This is a genomic window from Winogradskyella sp. (genome assembly GCF_028282165.1).
Classification (GTDB): Bacteria; Bacteroidota; Bacteroidia; order Flavobacteriales; family Flavobacteriaceae; genus Winogradskyella.
In genome coordinates this window covers 30,951-49,561 of record NZ_JANQIM010000034.1, presented here as the reverse complement: position 1 = coordinate 49,561, position 18,611 = coordinate 30,951, and the positions used below count along the sequence as shown (strand labels likewise).

The following is an 18,611-nucleotide window of genomic DNA, read 5'->3' as shown; positions in this document are numbered from 1 at the left end:
TGTGATATGAGTGTTAAAAAACATGACGAAAGTCACGAAAACGTTTTCGTGTTAAAAACTTTTTAAAATTTACTCATACCAATCTAAATGTAGTAAAAAAATGATATATTTTCAATATTTGGCTGTTAAAATTAAGAAGTCAAAAAATTTCGCTAAAGTCAAATTTGGCTTATATTCGTAAATTATGTCTCCTTATTGTTAACTGAGTATGAAGCGAAAAATAACCCTAAAACAAATAGCTAAAGAACTGGATGTTTCTATCTCTACAGTATCTAAAGCCTTGAGAAACAGTCCAGAAATCAGTGATGACACCAAGCAAAAAGTACAAGCATTTGCTAAATTATATAATTACAGGCCTAACAATATCGCCTTAAGCCTTAAGAATAGGAAAACAAATACTATTGGGATTATAATACCAGAGATTGTGCACCACTTCTTTTCAAAGGTTATTCGCGGTGTAGAGTTAGTAGCAAACAAAAGAGGATATAATGTTATTATAGGTTTATCTAATGAATCTTTTTCTAAAGAGGTTATAAACATGGAAATGCTAGCTAATGGTAGTATAGACGGGTTTATTTTGTCGATTTCTAAAGAGACGCAGCAGTTACAAGACTTTCATCATTTTAATGAAACCATGAGCCAGGGTATGCCCATAGTTATGTTCGACCGCGTAGTTTCAGAAATTAAATGCGACAAGGTTATTGTTGATGATTTAAACGGTGCAAAAAACGCTGTCGAAAAATTAATTTTGAATGGCTGTAAATCTATTGCGCTAATCACAACGAAGGACTATGTTAGTGTTGGTAAGCTTAGAACCCAAGGCTATCTTGAAGCACTTCAAGATCATAAAATGACACCTAAAGCAAATCTCATATTAAAGATTGACGATACATTAGATTTTGAAGAACGCATCGATAAGCTTGAACAGGAGATAGAACAGCTTTTTAAATCTAATACCAATATTGATGGTGTTTTTGCTGTAAATGAGCTTTATGCACTATCTTCAATGAAAGTGGCCAGAAAGTTAGGCCTTAATATACCTAATGACCTACAGGTTATTGGTTTCACGGATGGTGTCTTATCGAAACATGCTACACCAAGTTTAACTACTGTAAGTCAGCATGCGCAGCAAATGGGAGAGCGAGCTGCAGATCTTTTAATAGATAAGTTGGAAAACGAAATCAACACCGAAGAAGAAGAGTTTCAAACCATTGTAATTGCTACGGATTTGATAGAACGCGAATCCACCAAATAGAAATTTAACATTGCCGTTTTAAAATCTTTTATATCTTTAATGCCGAAATCAAAACTTATATTTTCACTTCTTAACATGAGTTTTGATAAGCGTAGCTTGTCAGAATAGTATTAATTTAAACTATACTATTTTATGAAAAAGCGTAAGCTCGGTTTTTGGGAAATCTGGAACATGAGTTTCGGTTTCTTAGGAATCCAATTCGGTTTTGCCCTTCAAAATGCTAACACTTCGCGCATATTTGAAACACTTGGCGCAGAGATAGATGATCTTGCTGTCTATTGGCTTGCTGCACCTGTTACAGGTTTAATTGTACAACCAATTATAGGCTATTTTAGTGACAGGACATGGCATCCAAAATTAGGACGACGAAGGCCATATTTTTTAATTGGGGCAATTCTTGCCTCTATAGCTTTATGCATAATGCCAAATTCTGGCGTGTTATGGATGGCCATCGGTACATTATGGATTATGGATGCCTCAATAAACATATCCATGGAGCCTTTCAGGGCATTTGTAGGTGATAATTTACCAGACGAACAGCGTACCTTAGGCTTTGCCACCCAAAGTTTCTTTATTGGGTTAGGTGGGTTTGTAGGATCTGCTATGCCATGGGTATTTTCAAACTGGTTGAATATATCTAGTGAAGCGGCCGAAGGTGTAATTCCAGATACGGTTAAGTATTCCTTTTATTTCGGAGCAGCAGCTTTTTTACTCGCAGTTTTGTGGACAGTCATTAGAAGTAAAGAATACTCGCCTGAAGAATTTGAAGCTTTTGAGAAAGCAAATGAGGAAGAATCAGAGGCATCGGACTCAAACACAGTTTCAATAAAAAAGCAAAGTTCTACAGGTATGATTATGGCGTTAGTTGGATTAATCTCAACCATGGCACTTGCTTATTTTGATTTGAGAAAGGATTTGTACATACTTACCGTGGGGATAGCTTTGGTTGGATTACTATTTGTTATTGCTGCTCAATTAAGAAAGTCCAAAAAGGAGAATGGATTTATTCATATAATGACAGACCTTTTGTGTATGCCCAAGACGATGAAACAATTGGCCTACGTGCAGTTTTTCTCATGGTTTGCTATGTTTTCCATGTGGATTTATGCGACGTCTGGAGTTACGAGTCATATATATGGTACTTCAGATACGACAAGTAAACTTTATAATGAAGGGGCAGATTGGGTTGGTTTTTTAATGGGGATTAAATTTCTTGTAGCTGCATTGGTGGCTTTTTTGATTCCAATTTTAGCTAGAAAAACGAGCCGAAAAGTTGCACATCTTATTTGTTTAATATTAGGGGGAATAGGCTTAATATCTTATTATTTTGTGTCAAACCCTGATTATTTATTAGTCTCTATGATTGGAGTTGGTATTGCTTGGGCCAGTATTTTATCTATCCCATATGCTATGTTAACAGGATCTTTACCTTCAAATAAGATGGGGTATTATATGGGTGTATTCAATTTCTTTATTGTAATACCGCAAATTGTTGCAGCATCTATTTTAGGATTTATGCTAACAGCCTTTTTTGATACGCAACCAATTTATGCATTAGTTGTTGGAGGCATATCTATGATAGTTGCCGGCTTTTTAACCTTAAGAGTTGAAGACACGCAATAGTTTAAAAAATGACTAAAAAAGGTTTCATATTTGATTTAGACGGTGTTATAGTAGATACTGCTAAATACCACTTTTTGGCGTGGAAAAAACTGGCGAATAGCTTGGGTATAGACTTTACGGAAGAAGAGAACGAACAGCTTAAAGGCGTTAGTCGTGTAAAGTCTCTAGAGAAGATTTTGTCTTGGGGAAATAAAACAATTTCAGAAGAAAAATTTATGGAATTGATGGCAGAGAAAAATGAAGATTATCTAAGCCATATTTCAAAAATGGATGAAGACGAAATTTTACCAGATGTTCCGCGCATACTTAAACTTTTAAAAGAACTACAACAAGCTATCTCATTGGGATCGGCAAGTAAAAATGCTAGAACAATATTAGAGCGTGTTGATCTAAAGGCTTCATTTGATGCCATAGTGGATGGTAATGATGTAAGCAAAGCTAAACCAGATCCAGAGGTCTTTTTAATAGCTGCAAAACAACTAGGCATAAAACCAGAACATTGTATTGTTTTTGAAGATTCTGTTGCTGGTATTGAGGCCGCAAATGTAGCTAGTATGATTTCTATTGGCATTGGTAGTGAGTATGTTTTAGGACATGCCAAATATGTATTCAGGGATTTTACAGAAATCTCAGATGAGTTTATAAAATCATTAATCGAAAATTAAAACTTAGGAGGCTTAATAAGGGCTTCAAATTAAAATATTCATGAATTTAGATTATATCATACCCAATGATTGGTCGATCTTAGAAGAAGGATTTGATCCAGATAATGTAAAAGCTTCAGAAAGCTTATTCAGTATTGGAAACGGGGCTATGGGGCAACGTGCAAATTTCGAAGAAAAATATTCAGGACCTACTTTTCAAGGCAGTTATATAGCAGGAGTTTACTATCCTGATAAGACCAGAGTAGGTTGGTGGAAAAATGGTTACCCAGAGTATTTTGCCAAAGTACTCAATGCGCCAAATTGGATAGGAATCAATGTGTTTGTAAACGATCAAGCACTAGACCTACATACTTGTAAAAATGTTGAAAATTTTAAAAGAGAACTCAACATGAAAGAGGGTTGGCTATCTAGAAGCTTTATAGCAACACTTCAAAATGATATACAGGTAGAGGTATTTGCTAAACGTTTTCTCAGTTTGGATATTGACGAATTAGGTGCGATCAATTATTCGGTTAAGCCTTTAAATTCAGATGCATCTATAACATATAGACCCTATATAGACAGTGGTATAACCAACGAAGATACTAACTGGGACGATAAGTTCTGGGATACTTTAAATGTAAGTCACGAAAACAATCAGGCATTTATCCAGGCTAAGACCATGAAAACCGATTTTTATACCTGTACATTCATGGAATCCCAGGTTTTTATCGATGGGAAATCGGTTATTATTGAACCAAATATCAGTGCCGATTCTAATAGTGCTGCATTTAGCTATAAATATAACGTTAAGCAAAATGAAACCTATACATTACACAAGTTTGGCGGATATACTGTAGACAGAAATCATAATAAATATGAATTAGTAACTGCAGCTAAGCATGTTTTGGGGAAAGCTATAAAGTCTGGCTTTGCCACTTTATTGGAAGACCAGAAAAAAGCATGGGCAAAGATTTGGGATATGGCAGATATTACCATTACTGGCGATGTTAAAGCACAACAAGGTATTCGATTTAATATATTCCATTTAAACCAAACATATCTCGGAACGGATGCACGGTTGAATATAGGCCCAAAAGGGTTTACTGGAGAAAAATACGGAGGAAGTACTTACTGGGATACCGAGGCTTATTGTATTCCATTCTATATGGCGACTAAAGACCAAAGTGTCGCCAGAAATTTATTGACATATAGATATAAGCATTTAGAAAAAGCAATAGAAAATGCTGAAAAACTAGGCTTTTCTAATGGGGCTGCATTATACCCCATGGTGACTATGAATGGCGAAGAATGCCATAATGAGTGGGAAATTACCTTTGAAGAAATTCATAGAAATGGAGCAATCGCATTTGCTATTTTTAACTACTATCGCTATACTGGTGACTATAGTTATATCCCAGAGATGGGACTTGAAGTTCTTATTGCCATTGCGCGTTTCTGGCATCAAAGGGCAACATTCTCTACAGACAAGGATAAGTATGTTATATTAGGTGTAACAGGTCCTAATGAATATGAAAATAACGTTAATAATAATTGGTATACCAACTATATTGCACAATGGTGCATAAATTGCGCCATTGAGAATATAGAACGTGTAGAATCTGAGTATGCTACAGATTACACACGGGTAATGCACAAGGCCAAATTATCGAAAGCAGAAGTAAAGGATTGGCAAAAAGTAGCTGATAATATGTTTTTCCCTTATTCCGAAAAGCATAGTGTTTATCTGCAGCAAGATGGTTTCTTAGATAAAGAATTAATTACGGTCTCGGATTTAGACAAAACCCAAAGACCAATAAATCAGAAATGGTCTTGGGATAGAATATTACGCTCACCATATATTAAACAAGCAGATACGCTTCAAGGGTTTTACTTCTTTGAAGATCATTTTAGTCTGGAAGAATTAGAGCGCCATTTTGATTTTTATGAGCCTTTTACAGTTCATGAAAGTTCATTGTCACCATGCGTACATAGCATTCAAGCAGCTAAGTTAGATCGCATGGAACAAGCCTATACCTTTTATTTAAGAACATCTCGATTAGATTTAGATGATTATAACCATGAGGTACATGAAGGTTTGCATATCACATCTATGGCGGGTACTTGGATGAGTATAGTGGAAGGGTTTGGTGGTATGCGTATCAAAAACAATATGCTGAGCTTTGAACCAAAAATCCCAAAACAATGGGAAGCATACTCGTTTAAGGTGAATTTTAGACATCAAATTCTTAAGGTAAACGTATGTCAAGGCCATACACATTTTGAATTAGAAGGCAATAAAGATTTGCAAATTATGGTGAACGGAAAAATAATATCGATCTCACCCAATAATTTAGTAACAGTTTAAAACAATGTGTTACCCAAATCAAGAACATTAAAAGATTAGAAATATGACAATATTTAGAACTCTAATGGCATTTCTATTAGTTGTTTTGATGTCTTGTAAAGAGCAACCATCAAATACTAATGATAAGTCTACTAGTGAACCCCTAGTAGAAGCTAATGATATAGAAAAAGTAGAACCTCCACATTGGTGGACAGGATTTAAAAACCATGATCTACAGCTTTTGGTAAAGCACCCAAATATTGGTGCAGCGTCACCTAAGATTTCTCATTCTGGGATAACCTTAGTTAAAGCCAATAAAGCAGATAGCCCCAATTATTTGTTTTTGGATTTAGAAATTTCTGAAAATGTAAAACCGGGTAAGTTCAACATTGTTTTTAAGCAAGAAGATGGTAGTGAGCTAACTCAAACCTATGAATTAAAGGAGCGTGAGAATTCACCTGAAGATTATATTGGCTTTAATAGTTCGGATGCAATTTATTTAATAACACCTGATCGTTTTGTAAACGGAATTACCGCTAATGATACGCCATTAAGTATTGAAGGAAAGTCCAATATGCTAGAGCGCACTATTGACAGAACCGATGATTATGCAAGGCATGGCGGTGACATCGTTGGTATTACAAATCATATTGATTACATCCACGATTTAGGATTTACGGCTATTTGGCCACAACCTCTTTTAACGAATGATATGAAACAAGGGTCTTACCATGGCTATGCAGTGACGGATTTATATGAGATTGATCCACGATTTGGTACTCTCCAAGAGTACAAAGATTTATCAGCAAAATTGAAGGAAAAAGGGATGAAGCTTATCATGGATCAGGTGGCAAATCATTGTGGACTATACCATTGGTGGATGAAAGATTTACCGTTCAAAGATTGGATAAACCTTCAAAAGAACTATGAAGAGAACATAGAGAATTGGGGGAATGCCTATACCATTAACTCTAATCATAGACGTACGACCAATCAAGATATTTATGCCTCCGAAGCTGACAGAAAAGGAAATAATGAAGGTTGGTTTGTAGCCGCAATGCCAGACTTAAATCAACGCAATCCTTTCATGGCAAAATATATTATACAAAATAGTATATGGTGGATTGAAACGGCACAGCTAGGCGGTATTCGTCAAGACACCTATCCTTACCCTGATAAGGAGTTTATGAGTGATTGGGCGGGTGCAATCATGAATGAGTATCCAAACTTTAGTATTGTAGGCGAAGAATGGAGCTACAATCCTTTATTGATTGGCTATTGGCAAGAAGGAGCTAATAACAAAGATGGCTACGATTCTAACCTAAGGTCAACTATGGATTTTGCAATGCAGCAAAAAGTCGTTGAAGCCCTTAATGAGAAAGAATCATGGGATAAAGGATTGGTAAAAATTTATGAAGGCTTGGCCAATGATTTTCATTATCCAAGCCCAAAGGACATATTAGTGTTTCCAGATAACCATGATATGAGCCGTATTTTCACCCAATTGGAAGGTGATATAGAAAACACAAAGATGGCTCTAGCAACGTATGCCATGATGCCAAGAATAGTACAGATGTATTATGGAACGGAAATACTAATGAATGATTTCGAAAAACCAGGCGACCATGGTCTTATAAGAACCGATTTTCCTGGTGGTTGGCAAGGTGATGCTGTAAATGCCTTTACAGGTAAAGGCCTCACTGAGGCTCAAAAAGATATGCAATCGTTTATAACAAAACTATTCAACTATAGAAAGGATAGTAAAGCCATTCACGATGGTAAAACCGTTCATTTTGCCCCATTTAGTGGAACGTATTTTATGTACAGAACCCTTGGTGACGAGACTGTTGTTTTAATTCTGAATAAAAACGAAGACGTTATTTCCATTGATCTCAACTATCAGGAGGAAATAGGCCTAAAAGGAAAAACTCTCAAAAATGTAATCACTGATGAAACCATAAAATGGGGCGATGTAATGGATTTAAAATCTAAGGGTGTCACCATCCTAACAACAAAACTTTAACGATGAAAAACGTATTACTAGTTTTCGGTTTTCTTTTGATGCTTTGTTCTTGTAAAAATGAAAAAGCACAACCAAAAAATGACCCCATTGAAGATTCATCTTCAGAGTTGATATATAATTTTACACCATTAAACTCCGCTCAATTATCTAGCGGAAAGTTGGTGAGAATTGATAGCTTTCCATCCAAATTCATTACACCAAGACCTGTTGATGTTTGGCTGCCTGAAAACTATTCAAAAGATGAAAAGTATGCCGTATTGTATATGCACGATGGTCAGATGTTATTCGATAGCACATCAACATGGAACAAGCAAGAATGGAAAGTTGATGAATGGGCAAGCAAGCTAATGAACCAAGGTAAAACCAAGGATTTTATTGTAGTCGCTGTTCACAATATTTCAGAAATTCGCTGGCAAGATTTATTTCCACAGAAGGCCTTTAATTATATAGACGAGTCAATTAAAGACTCTCTAGTAGATATCGCAGGCAAGGGGAATTTTAAGCTCAATGGCGATAATTACCTAAAATGCCTGGTTAAGGAAATAAAGCCTCTGATTGATAAGGAATATTCTGTATATACAGACAAATCAAATACCTATGTCATGGGGTCGAGTATGGGAGGTCTAATGTCCATGTATGCAATTTCAGAATATCCTGATGTTTTTGGTGGCGCAGGTTGTATTTCGACACACTGGGTCGGTGCAAGGCCTGTAGAAGATAATCCATATCCAGAAGCCATATTTAAATATATGAATGATAATTTCCCTCAGGCAGGTGCGCATAAAGTCTATTTTGATTATGGAAATAAAACACTCGATGCCCATTATCCGCAATATGCACCAAAAGTAGATAGTATTTTAAAGGAAAAAGGATATACTGAGATTAACTCTAAAAACATATTTTTTGAAGACACAGATCATTCCGAGAATTCATGGAATAAGCGTTTAGATATACCAATCACCTTTTTTTTAGGAAATAATTATTAGTTGATTTTGTCACTTCTGCAATAGCAGGAACCTGCTTTAAACATATGAAACGAATACTATTAATACTTGTAGCTCCCTTATTCGCAATTTCAATTACTGCTCAAAATTCTGAGAGAATATTTAAAAGTGTTGAATTAAATGGAAAGCAACTGAAGGTTAATGTTAATGATGGTTATTACTTAATTAAGCCTTTCACATCTCAAATTGTAGAGACTACTTTTGTACCAAATGGTGAAGCGTTAAATAAAGATTCGCATGCAGTTATTACTGAGCCAACACTTTTATACGAACCCGAAACTTATGAGGGTAAGATAGCTAGTGGTCAAGACGTATATCGCTTAAGTACAAACAATATATCCGTAACAATTATAAAGTCTCCTTTTCAGATTTTATATCATAATAAAGGTGATCTCATAATATCAGAAAAGCGCGGTTACTATAAAAGTAAGCACCAATCCATGGATTTGGTTAAGGATAATATCGTCGCTGACGAAACCGAAAAAATAGAGTTCAACCTTACTAAAGACGAAGTACTTTACGGCGGAGGTGCCAGAGCCTTAGGGATGAACCGTCGAGGCTATCGTTTACCATTGTTTAATAGAGCTCACTATGGCTATGAAACACATAGTGAGTTAATGAATTATACGATGCCAATAGTGTTATCATCTAACAAATACATGATTCATTTTGATAACGCACCCATTGGATATCTAGACTTAGACAGCAAAAAGGATAACACACTAACTTATGAAACTATTTCCGGTCGTAAGACCTATCAGGTTATAGTTGGGGAAACATGGTACGATCTCATTGAAAGTTATACAGATTTAACAGGCAAACAACCTATGTTGCCACGTTGGGCTCTTGGCAATTTTTCGAGTCGTTTTGGCTATCACTCGCAAGAAGAAACCGTAAATACCATTAAAAAATTTAGGGAAGAGAATATTCCTGTAGATGCCATTATTCTAGATTTATATTGGTTTGGAAAAGATGTAAAAGGAACTATGGGTAATCTCGAATTTTTAAGGGACTCTTTTCCCGATCCAAAACAAATGGTATCAGATTTAAGAACCAAAGACGTAGAAACAATACTCATTACGGAGCCATTTATTTTAACCACGTCCAATCGTTGGAACGAAGCTGTAGAGAAGAACATCCTTGCCAAGGATAGCTTAGGAAATCCCGCCACATATGATTTTTATTTTGGAAATACAGGAATCATAGATGTCTATGACGATAAGGGTTACAATTGGTTCAAGGATATATATAAAGGTCTTGCAAATTTAGGTGTCACAGGGTTTTGGGGAGATCTTGGCGAACCTGAGGTACATCCAAATTGGGTACAGCATGCTACGGGATCTGCAGGTGAAGTACATAATACTTATGGTCATGATTGGGCAAGATTGGTACAAGAAGCAAGTTTAGAAGCAAAACCTAACCAAAGACCTTTTATTTTAATGAGAGCGGGTTATTCAGGCTCACAACGTTATGGCATGATTCCTTGGACAGGAGATGTAAGCCGTGGTTGGGGCGGGTTACAGCCACAACCTGAAATTTCCTTGCAAATGGGAATGCAAGGTATTGCCTATATGCATAGTGACTTAGGAGGATTTGCCGGTGCAAATTTAGATGACGAACTCTATGTTAGGTGGTTACAATATGGGGCTTTTCAGCCTATTTATAGACCTCATGCCCAGGAAGATGTAGCCAGTGAACCGGTTTTTAGAAGTGAAAAAGCAAAACAATTAGCCAGCTACGCCATACAAATGCGCTACAGACTATTGCCTTACAACTATAATTTAATGGCAGAAAACCATATAAAAGGTACGCCGTTAATGCGACCATTATTTTTTGAAGAGCCGAATAATAAAGACTTATTCGAGTATTCAAAAACCTATTTATGGGGACAAGATATTTTAGTGTCACCTGTTTTGGAAGCAGGCAAAAAAGAACAAGAAGTTTATTTTCCAAAAGGTTGTAGTTGGTTCGATATAGAATCTGATAAAATTATAGAAGGCGGACAAACAAAAACTGTAAAGCTTAATGAGGCTTACATTCCAGTTTATGTTAGGGCGGGCGCTTTCATCCCGCTTGCAAAGCCTATGCAATCTACAAAGGATTATGATGATTCGCTTATACAATTACATTACTATCATGATTCGGCAGTACTAGAATCTGAACGAGAATTTTATTTTGACGATGGAAAGACAGTAAGCGCCATTGGCAAAGGGCTTTATCAAATTTTGGAATTCGAAGCAGAAATAGAAGGTCGTTGGTTAGAAATAGATCTTGAAGCTGAGACAGGTAAGAATTATTCTGAAGAAACCAAAACCATTAAATTGACCATTCATAATATTCCAAAGCCACCTAAGCGAATTAAAATTGGTAAGGAGAAAGTGAATGGGAATTATAATTCAAATTACAAGACCTTAACCCTTGATGTTGTTTGGGATACATCAGAAGAAGAAGAAAAAGAAATACGAGTCAAACTCGATAAGTAGAATATCTGGCTGAGCATTGTCGAAGCCTCATTATATACAATAAACATGAATAACTAAAAGATTCGTCATTTCGATAGAGCAGTCCCGATAGTTATCGGGAGTACGACGAGAAACCGCAGGTTCAGCGAAGCTAAATCTCAAAGCATCAAATCGATTGTTTTCTAAAGTATGAAGAAAAATGTATCGAGATGTGAAAAATATAAGGTTCTCAATATATCACGCTTTTAGCGTGATGTTCGAACTGACTACACAACATATAGTATAATGAAAAAACAAAATCTATTTATGCTCATACTGGTGCTATTGATATCAATAGCCTGTAAAAATGATGCAAAAGAAACGGTCACAGACCGTAGTCAAACTGGAGAAATAAAATCAGAAATGAAGAAAAAAGAAGTTGTTTATCAGGTTTTTACGAGATTATTTGGAAATACAAATACGACTAATAAACCTTGGGGAACGCTTGAGGAAAATGGCGTTGGAAAATTTAATGATTTTACTGATAAAGCATTATCTGAAATTAAGGATTTAGGTGTAACTCATATATGGTATACTGGTGTTCCTCATCACGATGTCATTACCGACTATACTAAATATGGTATTTCTAATGATGACCCAGATATCGTAAAAGGAAGAGCGGGGTCACCGTATGCCGTTAAGGATTATTACAACGTTAATCCAGACTTGGCAGAAAATGTAGAAAATAGACTTCAAGAATTTGAAGCTTTAATAAAACGTACTCACAAAGCAGGGTTAAAAGTTTTAATCGATATTGTACCAAATCATGTTGCGCGAAATTATCAAAGTTTAACCAATCCTGAAGGAACAACAGATTTTGGCGCAGAAGATGATACAACCGTTACCTATGATGTAAACAATAATTTTTACTACAACCCAGGAGAAGCCTTTAAAGTACCAGAATGGAAGAATGGTTATCAACCTTTAGGGGGAGATAATCATCCAATGGCCGATAGTAAGTTTGATGAAGTTCCAGCAAAATGGACGGGAAATGGATCTAGGGCATCCCAACCAGATATGTACGATTGGTATGAGACGGTAAAAGTCAATTATGGCATTAATCCAGAAGGCCAAAAAGATTTTGACGAATTACCAGACGGTTTTGATAATGAAGATTACAAAAAACATTTCGAGTTCTGGAAAGATAAAACTGTTCCTAGCTCTTGGGTTAAGTTTAGGGATATTGCCTTGTATTGGACAGCCAAAGGTGTTGATGGTTTCCGATTTGATATGGCAGAAATGGTGCCCGTGGAATTCTGGAGCTACATGAATTCTCATATAAAAATGAAAAACCCAGATGCATTTCTTTTGGCAGAAGTATATCAACCACATTTGTATCGCGATTATATTAAAAAAGGGAAGATGGATTATCTGTATGATAAGGTACAATTGTATGATACCTTAAAGCATGTGATGCAAGGCCATGGTAAAACAGATCATATTCCACCAATTCTAGAAGAGCTAAGAGATATAGAACATCATATGCTCCATTTCTTAGAAAATCATGATGAACAGCGTATTGCAAGTCCCGATTTTGCTGGAAATGCATTAAAGGGTAAACCTGCAATGGTGGTTTCGGCAACATCTACTACATCACCAACTATGGTGTATTTTGGTCAGGAATTTGGCGAGCCAGGTGCCGAAGATTTAGGCTTTGGTGATCCAACTCGGACATCAATTTTCGATTATGGATCGGTGCCTAGTATGGTAAGATGGGTCAACAACAAAAACTTTGATGGCGGCCAATCTACAAAAGAAGAATTACAACTTAGAGATTTTTATAAACGCCTGCTTAACTTCACGATTAACAGTTCTGCCTTAATGGGAGCATATCAAGACATTCATTTGTATAATCAACAAAACACTGAATGGTATAATGATAAAGTTTTAAGTTTTGTTCGTTGGTCCGATAATGAACAGCTTATTATCGTTTCAAACTTTAATGCAGATAACACTTATGGTTTTGAGTTGCAATTACCGGAAGATTTGGTGAACAAGCTAAAACTCCAAGATGGTGAATATACAGTTAAGGATCAGTTGTATAATGTCTATAGCTCCACCCTAAACGTAGAAACTGGAAAGGCTCAAGTACGCATAGATATTAAGCCTTTGGAATCATTCATATTAAAAATAGAAAGTAATTAACGTCACTTCGATTATTCCGACTTTGTGCGTCGAAATGTGCTTCGGCAGGCTTAGTAGAGCTATCGAGAAGAATTAATAAAAACATGAAAAAAACACTTACGCTAATCACATTTTGCATTATGCTTGCCAATTGCAAAAATAATCCAACAAAAGAAGAAATTAAGGCTAATGTTGTAGAGCCTACAAGTTCAATAGAGGCACCATTTGTTTGGGAAGGCGCCAATTTATATTTTTTGTTGACAGATCGTTTCAATAATGGAGATACATCCAATGATATCAATTTCGATAGAACAAAAGAAACTGCCAAACTCAGAGGTTTTGAGGGTGGTGATTTAAAGGGAATCACCCAAAAAATTAAAGAGGGTTATTTCACGGATTTAGGCATCAATGCCATTTGGATGACACCAATCGTGGAACAGATTCATGGAGGTACAGATGAGGGCACGGGAGTCACCTATGGATTCCATGGCTATTGGGCAAAAGATTGGACAAATATAGACCCTAATTACGGAACAGAAGAAGATTTACACGAGTTGGTAAAGGAAGCTCATGCTAAGGGCATTAGAATCGTATTGGATGCTGTTATCAATCATACAGGTCCTGTGACAGAAAAAGATCCTGTTTGGCCAAAGGAATGGGTGCGTACGGATAAGCAGTGTTCTTACGATAATTACGAAAATACAATTAGCTGCACTTTGGTGGCAAATCTTCCGGATATAAGAACCGAAAGCAATGACAATGTAGAATTGCCACCTCAATTAGTTGAAAAATGGAAAACAGAGGGCCGTTATGAACAAGAAGTAAAAGAACTTGACGAATTTTTTGAACGTACAGGCCATCCAAGAGCACCACGCTTTTATATCATTAAGTGGTTAACCGACTACATTACCGAATTTGGCGTTGACGGCTATCGTGTGGATACCGTAAAGCATACTGAAGAGTTTGTATGGCAAGAATTTAAAAAAGAATGTGATTATGCATTTGCTGAATTCAAGAAAAACAATCCAGAAAAGGTTATGGACGATAATAACTTTTATTTAGTGGGAGAGGTGTATAACTATGGTATAAGTGGAGGTCAATTTTTTGATTTTGGAGATAAGAAAGTCAACTATTTTGACCCACCGAGCTTTCAAAGTTTAATCAATTTTGAGTTTAAGTGGAACGCCAAGGAGATGGATTATGAAGATATGTTTAAAAAATACTACAAGCATCTGTCAACGGATTTAAAAGACTATGGGACATTAAATTATTTAAGCTCACACGATGATGGAAGTCCTTTTGATGCTTCACGAGAAAAACCCTTTGAAACAGCCAACAAGTTGTTATTGTCTCCGGGAACCTCACAAGTGTATTATGGTGATGAATCGGCACGATCATTAGCCATTGAAGGTGCAGAAGGCGATGCAACATTGCGTTCGTTTATGAATTGGAACGAGATCGAAAATGATAGGAAGATTAAAGAAGTTTTAGCTCACTGGCAGAAGCTAGGCCAATTTAGAGCCAAACATCCTGCTATTGGTGCAGGAGTGCATCAAATGATTTCAAATAAGCCATATGTATTTTACCGTAGTCTTCAAAATGGGGATTATAAAGATTTTGTGGTCATTGGTTTAGAGCTCAAAAAAGGGAAAAAAACTTTGGATGTGTCTAAAGTTTTTGAAAATGGTGATGTAATAAATGATGCTTATTCTATGTCATCGGCTGAGGTTAAAGATGGGACAATAACCATTGATTCCGATTTTGATATTGTGCTGTTGGAAAAAAAGTAGTTGTAGTTCCGTTTAATAGTGCAGTAAAGCTTTTTAAAATCCTAAATCAACGAAATACCAAATAAATTTTACATTTAGGTAACAATTTCTTTTCATACGTTCAGTAATTTAAAAGTTTTATAGAAATCTATGACTGAAATTTTACCGCTTCTAATAGGTGGGCTTGCCTTATTTCTTTATGCTATAGCTCAACTTTCGGAAACCTTAACGGAATTGTTTACTGAAAGAGCTAAAGAAATAGTTAAGACCTATACTTCAAATATTTTTTCGGCAATTGCAATAGGTACCTTACTAACCATTTTGATGGGCTCATCTTCTGCAATGATTATTATCGTTATTGTCTTTATCAATGCCAAATCGCTTAATTTTAAACAGAGTATAGGATTGATTATGGGAGCAAATATTGGAACGACTTTTTCTAGTCAGATTATCGCTCTTGATATTGGAAAGTATGCTGTCATTGCTCTTTTTGTAGGCTTGATTTTTGAAGTTTTTGTTAAAAATAAACAAAGGCGATTATATGGTAAGGGTATTTTATACTTTGGGATGTTATTTTTCGGTCTTTATATTATGGAAAATGCCTTAGGACCACTGAAGAATAGCCAGACCTTTTTAGATTGGATTGCAAAGGTCGAAGGGCATCCTGTTCAAGGAGCGCTAATTGGAGGTTTGGTTACTTTAATTATTCAGTCTTCAAGCGGAACTGTTGGGATGGCAATTTTATTGGGAAAACAAAATGTGCTCTCTATTGCTGGCGGCATTGCAATAATGTTAGGTGCTGAATTAGGTACCTGTTCCGATACCTTATTAGCAACTATAAATGGTAGGCGAGAGGCACTAAAAGCTGGGCTCTTTCATCTTTGTTTTAATTTAACTACAATTATTATGGGGTTATTTCTTTTTCAACCATTTGTGAGTTTGGTTAATGCTGTTTCGCGCACAACAGATATCGGGGGTATTATTGCCAATGCCCATATGTTGTTTAATATATTGGGTGTATTAGTTTTTCTTCCATTTGTCAGGCTTTCAGAAAAGCTCTTGAACAGCTTGTTACCAGATAAAAAGAGTACCCCAAAAAATATTGAAGCGTAATTATTAGTTTAATTTTTTAGGTTAATCAAGATTCATTATTTTAATGTCTTAAACTGTAATTTTTTAGTTCTATGAAACTCCTAGTGATTCTAGCAATTGCCTTTATGGTGTCTTGTAAAAAAGCTGACAATAACCAAGTCAATTTATCCACTACTTCACCAAATGGCAACATAAAAGTAAAACTTCAACTGAATAAGGAAGGACGGCCTTATTATCTCGTTCATTTTAAGAATAAGATTGTTGCAGATACCTCGTTTTTAGGGTTTGAATTTACTGATGCTAAAGCACTTTCAAAAAATCTAGAGATTACAGGTGCTAATGTGACTAATTTTAATGAAACTTGGCAAATGCCTTGGGGAGAACAATTAGATGTTGTTAATCATTACAACGAACTAAAAGTGGAACTCGAAGAAATAACCGAACTAAAACGAAAATTAAATATAGTTTTTAGGGTTTATAATGATGGGATTGGTTTTCGGTATGAATTTCCTCAACAGCCAAGTTGGGCAGAAGCACGTATTAAAGAAGAGCATACTGAATTTAATTTAACTCAAGATTACAAAACCTTTTGGATTCCTGGAGATTGGGATATTTACGAGCATTTATACAGTACAACAAAGTTATCGGAAATTGATGCAAAGTCTTACATAGAAAAAACAAACTTGGCTCAAACATATATTCCTGAAAATGCAGTTAATACACCAGTAACAATGGTAGGTGAAGATGGTGTGCATTTGAGCTTTCATGAAGCAGCGCTATTGGATTATTCTGGAATGACACTTAAGGTAGATACCGAAAATCTGAATTTAAAAAGTCACTTGGTCGGTTCGGAGAACACAGATTATAAAGTAAAACGAAGTCTTCCTTTCAATACACCATGGCGTACGATTCAAATTACCAATAGTGCTCCAGAACTTATAGAATCCAACCTGATTGTAAACCTCAATGAATCCAATAAGCTAGGTGATGTATCATGGTTCACCCCTATGAAATATACTGGTGTTTGGTGGGAAATGCACTTAGGCAAATCCACATGGGATTATGGTATGGAAATGATCGATGGTCAATGGACAGATATAGGGAAAGCTCATGGAAAACATGGCGCAACGACAGAAAATGTAAAACGTTTTATTGATTTTTCAGCTAAAAATAACATTAAAGGTGTTTTGGTAGAAGGCTGGAATACAGGCTGGGAGCGTTGGATAGGTTTTGAAGACAGGGAAGGTGTTTTTGATTTTGTAACACCCTACCCTGATTATGATCTAGACGCAGTAACAAGTTATGCCAAAGAAAAAGGGGTTGAAATTATTATGCATCATGAAACCTCTGCAGCTACCCAAACATATGAAAAACAACAAGATACTGCTTATGCTTTAATGCAACACTACGGGATGCATGCAGTTAAATCGGGTTACGTAGGTAAGATTATTCCTAAAGGGGAATATCACCATGGGCAATACATGGTAAACCAGTATAATAATGCAGCTATTAAAGCGGCAAAATATGAAGTAGCCGTAAACGCACACGAACCTATTAAGGCAACTGGGTTAAGACGCACGTATCCAAATATAATTTCGCGCGAAGGTCTTAGAGGACAAGAATTTAATGCTTGGTCTACTGATGGCGGCAATCCACCAGAGCACTTGCCAATTGTAGCGTTTACTAGAATGTTGGCAGGGCCAATTGATTTTACTCCTGGAATTTTCAACATTAAATTTGATGAATATAAGGCAGATAATCAAGTCAATACTACACTTGCACAACAATTAGCATTATATGTTGTGATTTACAGTCCAGTACAAATGGCGGCAGATTTGGTAGAGCATTACGAAGCTAATCCCGAACCTCTTCAATTTATAAAAGATGTAGGAGTAGATTGGGAAGAATCAAAAGTATTAAATGGAGCGGTTGGAGATTATGTAACCATAGCGCGCAAAGAGCGTGGAACAGGACATTGGTTTGTTGGTGGCATCACGGACGAAAATTCGAGAACCATAGCGTTAGATTTTAGCTTTCTAGATGCTGATGGAATGTATGAAGCCAAGATATACAAAGATGGTAAAAATGCCCATTGGGATGATAATCCTTTGGCCATTGATATTGAGAAAATAGAACTAAACAGTACATCAAAAATCAGTATAAACTTAGCTGAGGGCGGAGGCTTTGCGATAAGTTTAAAAAAGCTATAATTTTAACATATTTGACGTA

Annotated in this window: 11 protein-coding genes; all 11 read left to right on the top strand. The window is 36.1% G+C overall.

Annotation, left to right across the window (positions count from 1 at the left end; genetic code table 11):
• Window positions 1–208 precede the first annotated feature (208 nt).
• Window positions 209–1,255, top strand: coding sequence for a LacI family DNA-binding transcriptional regulator (locus Q0972_RS14115; RefSeq protein WP_299366653.1), 1,047 nt, complete (start codon window positions 209–211; stop codon window positions 1,253–1,255).
• Between the two features lie 132 nt (window positions 1,256–1,387).
• Window positions 1,388–2,878, top strand: coding sequence for an MFS transporter (locus Q0972_RS14110; protein ID WP_299366652.1), 1,491 nt, complete (start codon window positions 1,388–1,390; stop codon window positions 2,876–2,878).
• Window positions 2,879–2,886: 8 nt separating this feature from the next.
• Window positions 2,887–3,543, top strand: a complete 657-nt coding sequence (pgmB, locus tag Q0972_RS14105) for a beta-phosphoglucomutase (protein ID WP_299366650.1) — start codon at window positions 2,887–2,889, stop codon at window positions 3,541–3,543.
• Between the two features lie 40 nt (window positions 3,544–3,583).
• A complete protein-coding gene (locus Q0972_RS14100) occupies window positions 3,584–5,890 on the top strand; it encodes a glycoside hydrolase family 65 protein (protein WP_299366648.1) in 2,307 nt (768 codons plus the stop codon).
• Between the two features lie 64 nt (window positions 5,891–5,954).
• A complete protein-coding gene (locus Q0972_RS14095) occupies window positions 5,955–7,892 on the top strand; it encodes a glycoside hydrolase family 13 protein (RefSeq protein ID WP_299366646.1) in 1,938 nt (645 codons plus the stop codon).
• Between the two features lie 2 nt (window positions 7,893–7,894).
• Window positions 7,895–8,878 carry an alpha/beta hydrolase-fold protein gene (locus Q0972_RS14090; protein WP_299366645.1) on the top strand — a complete coding sequence of 328 codons (984 nt, stop codon included), beginning with the start codon at window positions 7,895–7,897 and terminating at the stop codon, window positions 8,876–8,878.
• 44 nt (window positions 8,879–8,922) lie between these two features.
• Window positions 8,923–11,379 carry a TIM-barrel domain-containing protein gene (locus Q0972_RS14085; RefSeq protein WP_299366643.1) on the top strand — a complete coding sequence of 819 codons (2,457 nt, stop codon included), beginning with the start codon at window positions 8,923–8,925 and terminating at the stop codon, window positions 11,377–11,379.
• A gap of 264 nt (window positions 11,380–11,643) precedes the next feature.
• On the top strand, window positions 11,644–13,542 hold the full coding sequence (locus Q0972_RS14080) for an alpha-amylase family glycosyl hydrolase (RefSeq protein WP_299366641.1): 1,899 nt from the start codon (window positions 11,644–11,646) through the stop codon (window positions 13,540–13,542).
• 83 nt (window positions 13,543–13,625) lie between these two features.
• Window positions 13,626–15,311, top strand: coding sequence for an alpha-amylase family glycosyl hydrolase (locus Q0972_RS14075; RefSeq protein ID WP_299366639.1), 1,686 nt, complete (start codon window positions 13,626–13,628; stop codon window positions 15,309–15,311).
• 129 nt (window positions 15,312–15,440) lie between these two features.
• Window positions 15,441–16,403: a Na/Pi symporter gene (locus tag Q0972_RS14070; protein WP_299366637.1), complete on the top strand. Its 963-nt coding sequence runs from the start codon at window positions 15,441–15,443 to the stop codon at window positions 16,401–16,403.
• Between the two features lie 71 nt (window positions 16,404–16,474).
• The gene (locus Q0972_RS14065) at window positions 16,475–18,592 is read left to right on the top strand and encodes a glycoside hydrolase family 97 protein (protein ID WP_299366635.1); all 2,118 of its coding nucleotides are present in this window, start codon (window positions 16,475–16,477) and stop codon (window positions 18,590–18,592) included.
• Window positions 18,593–18,611: the final 19 nt, after the last annotated feature.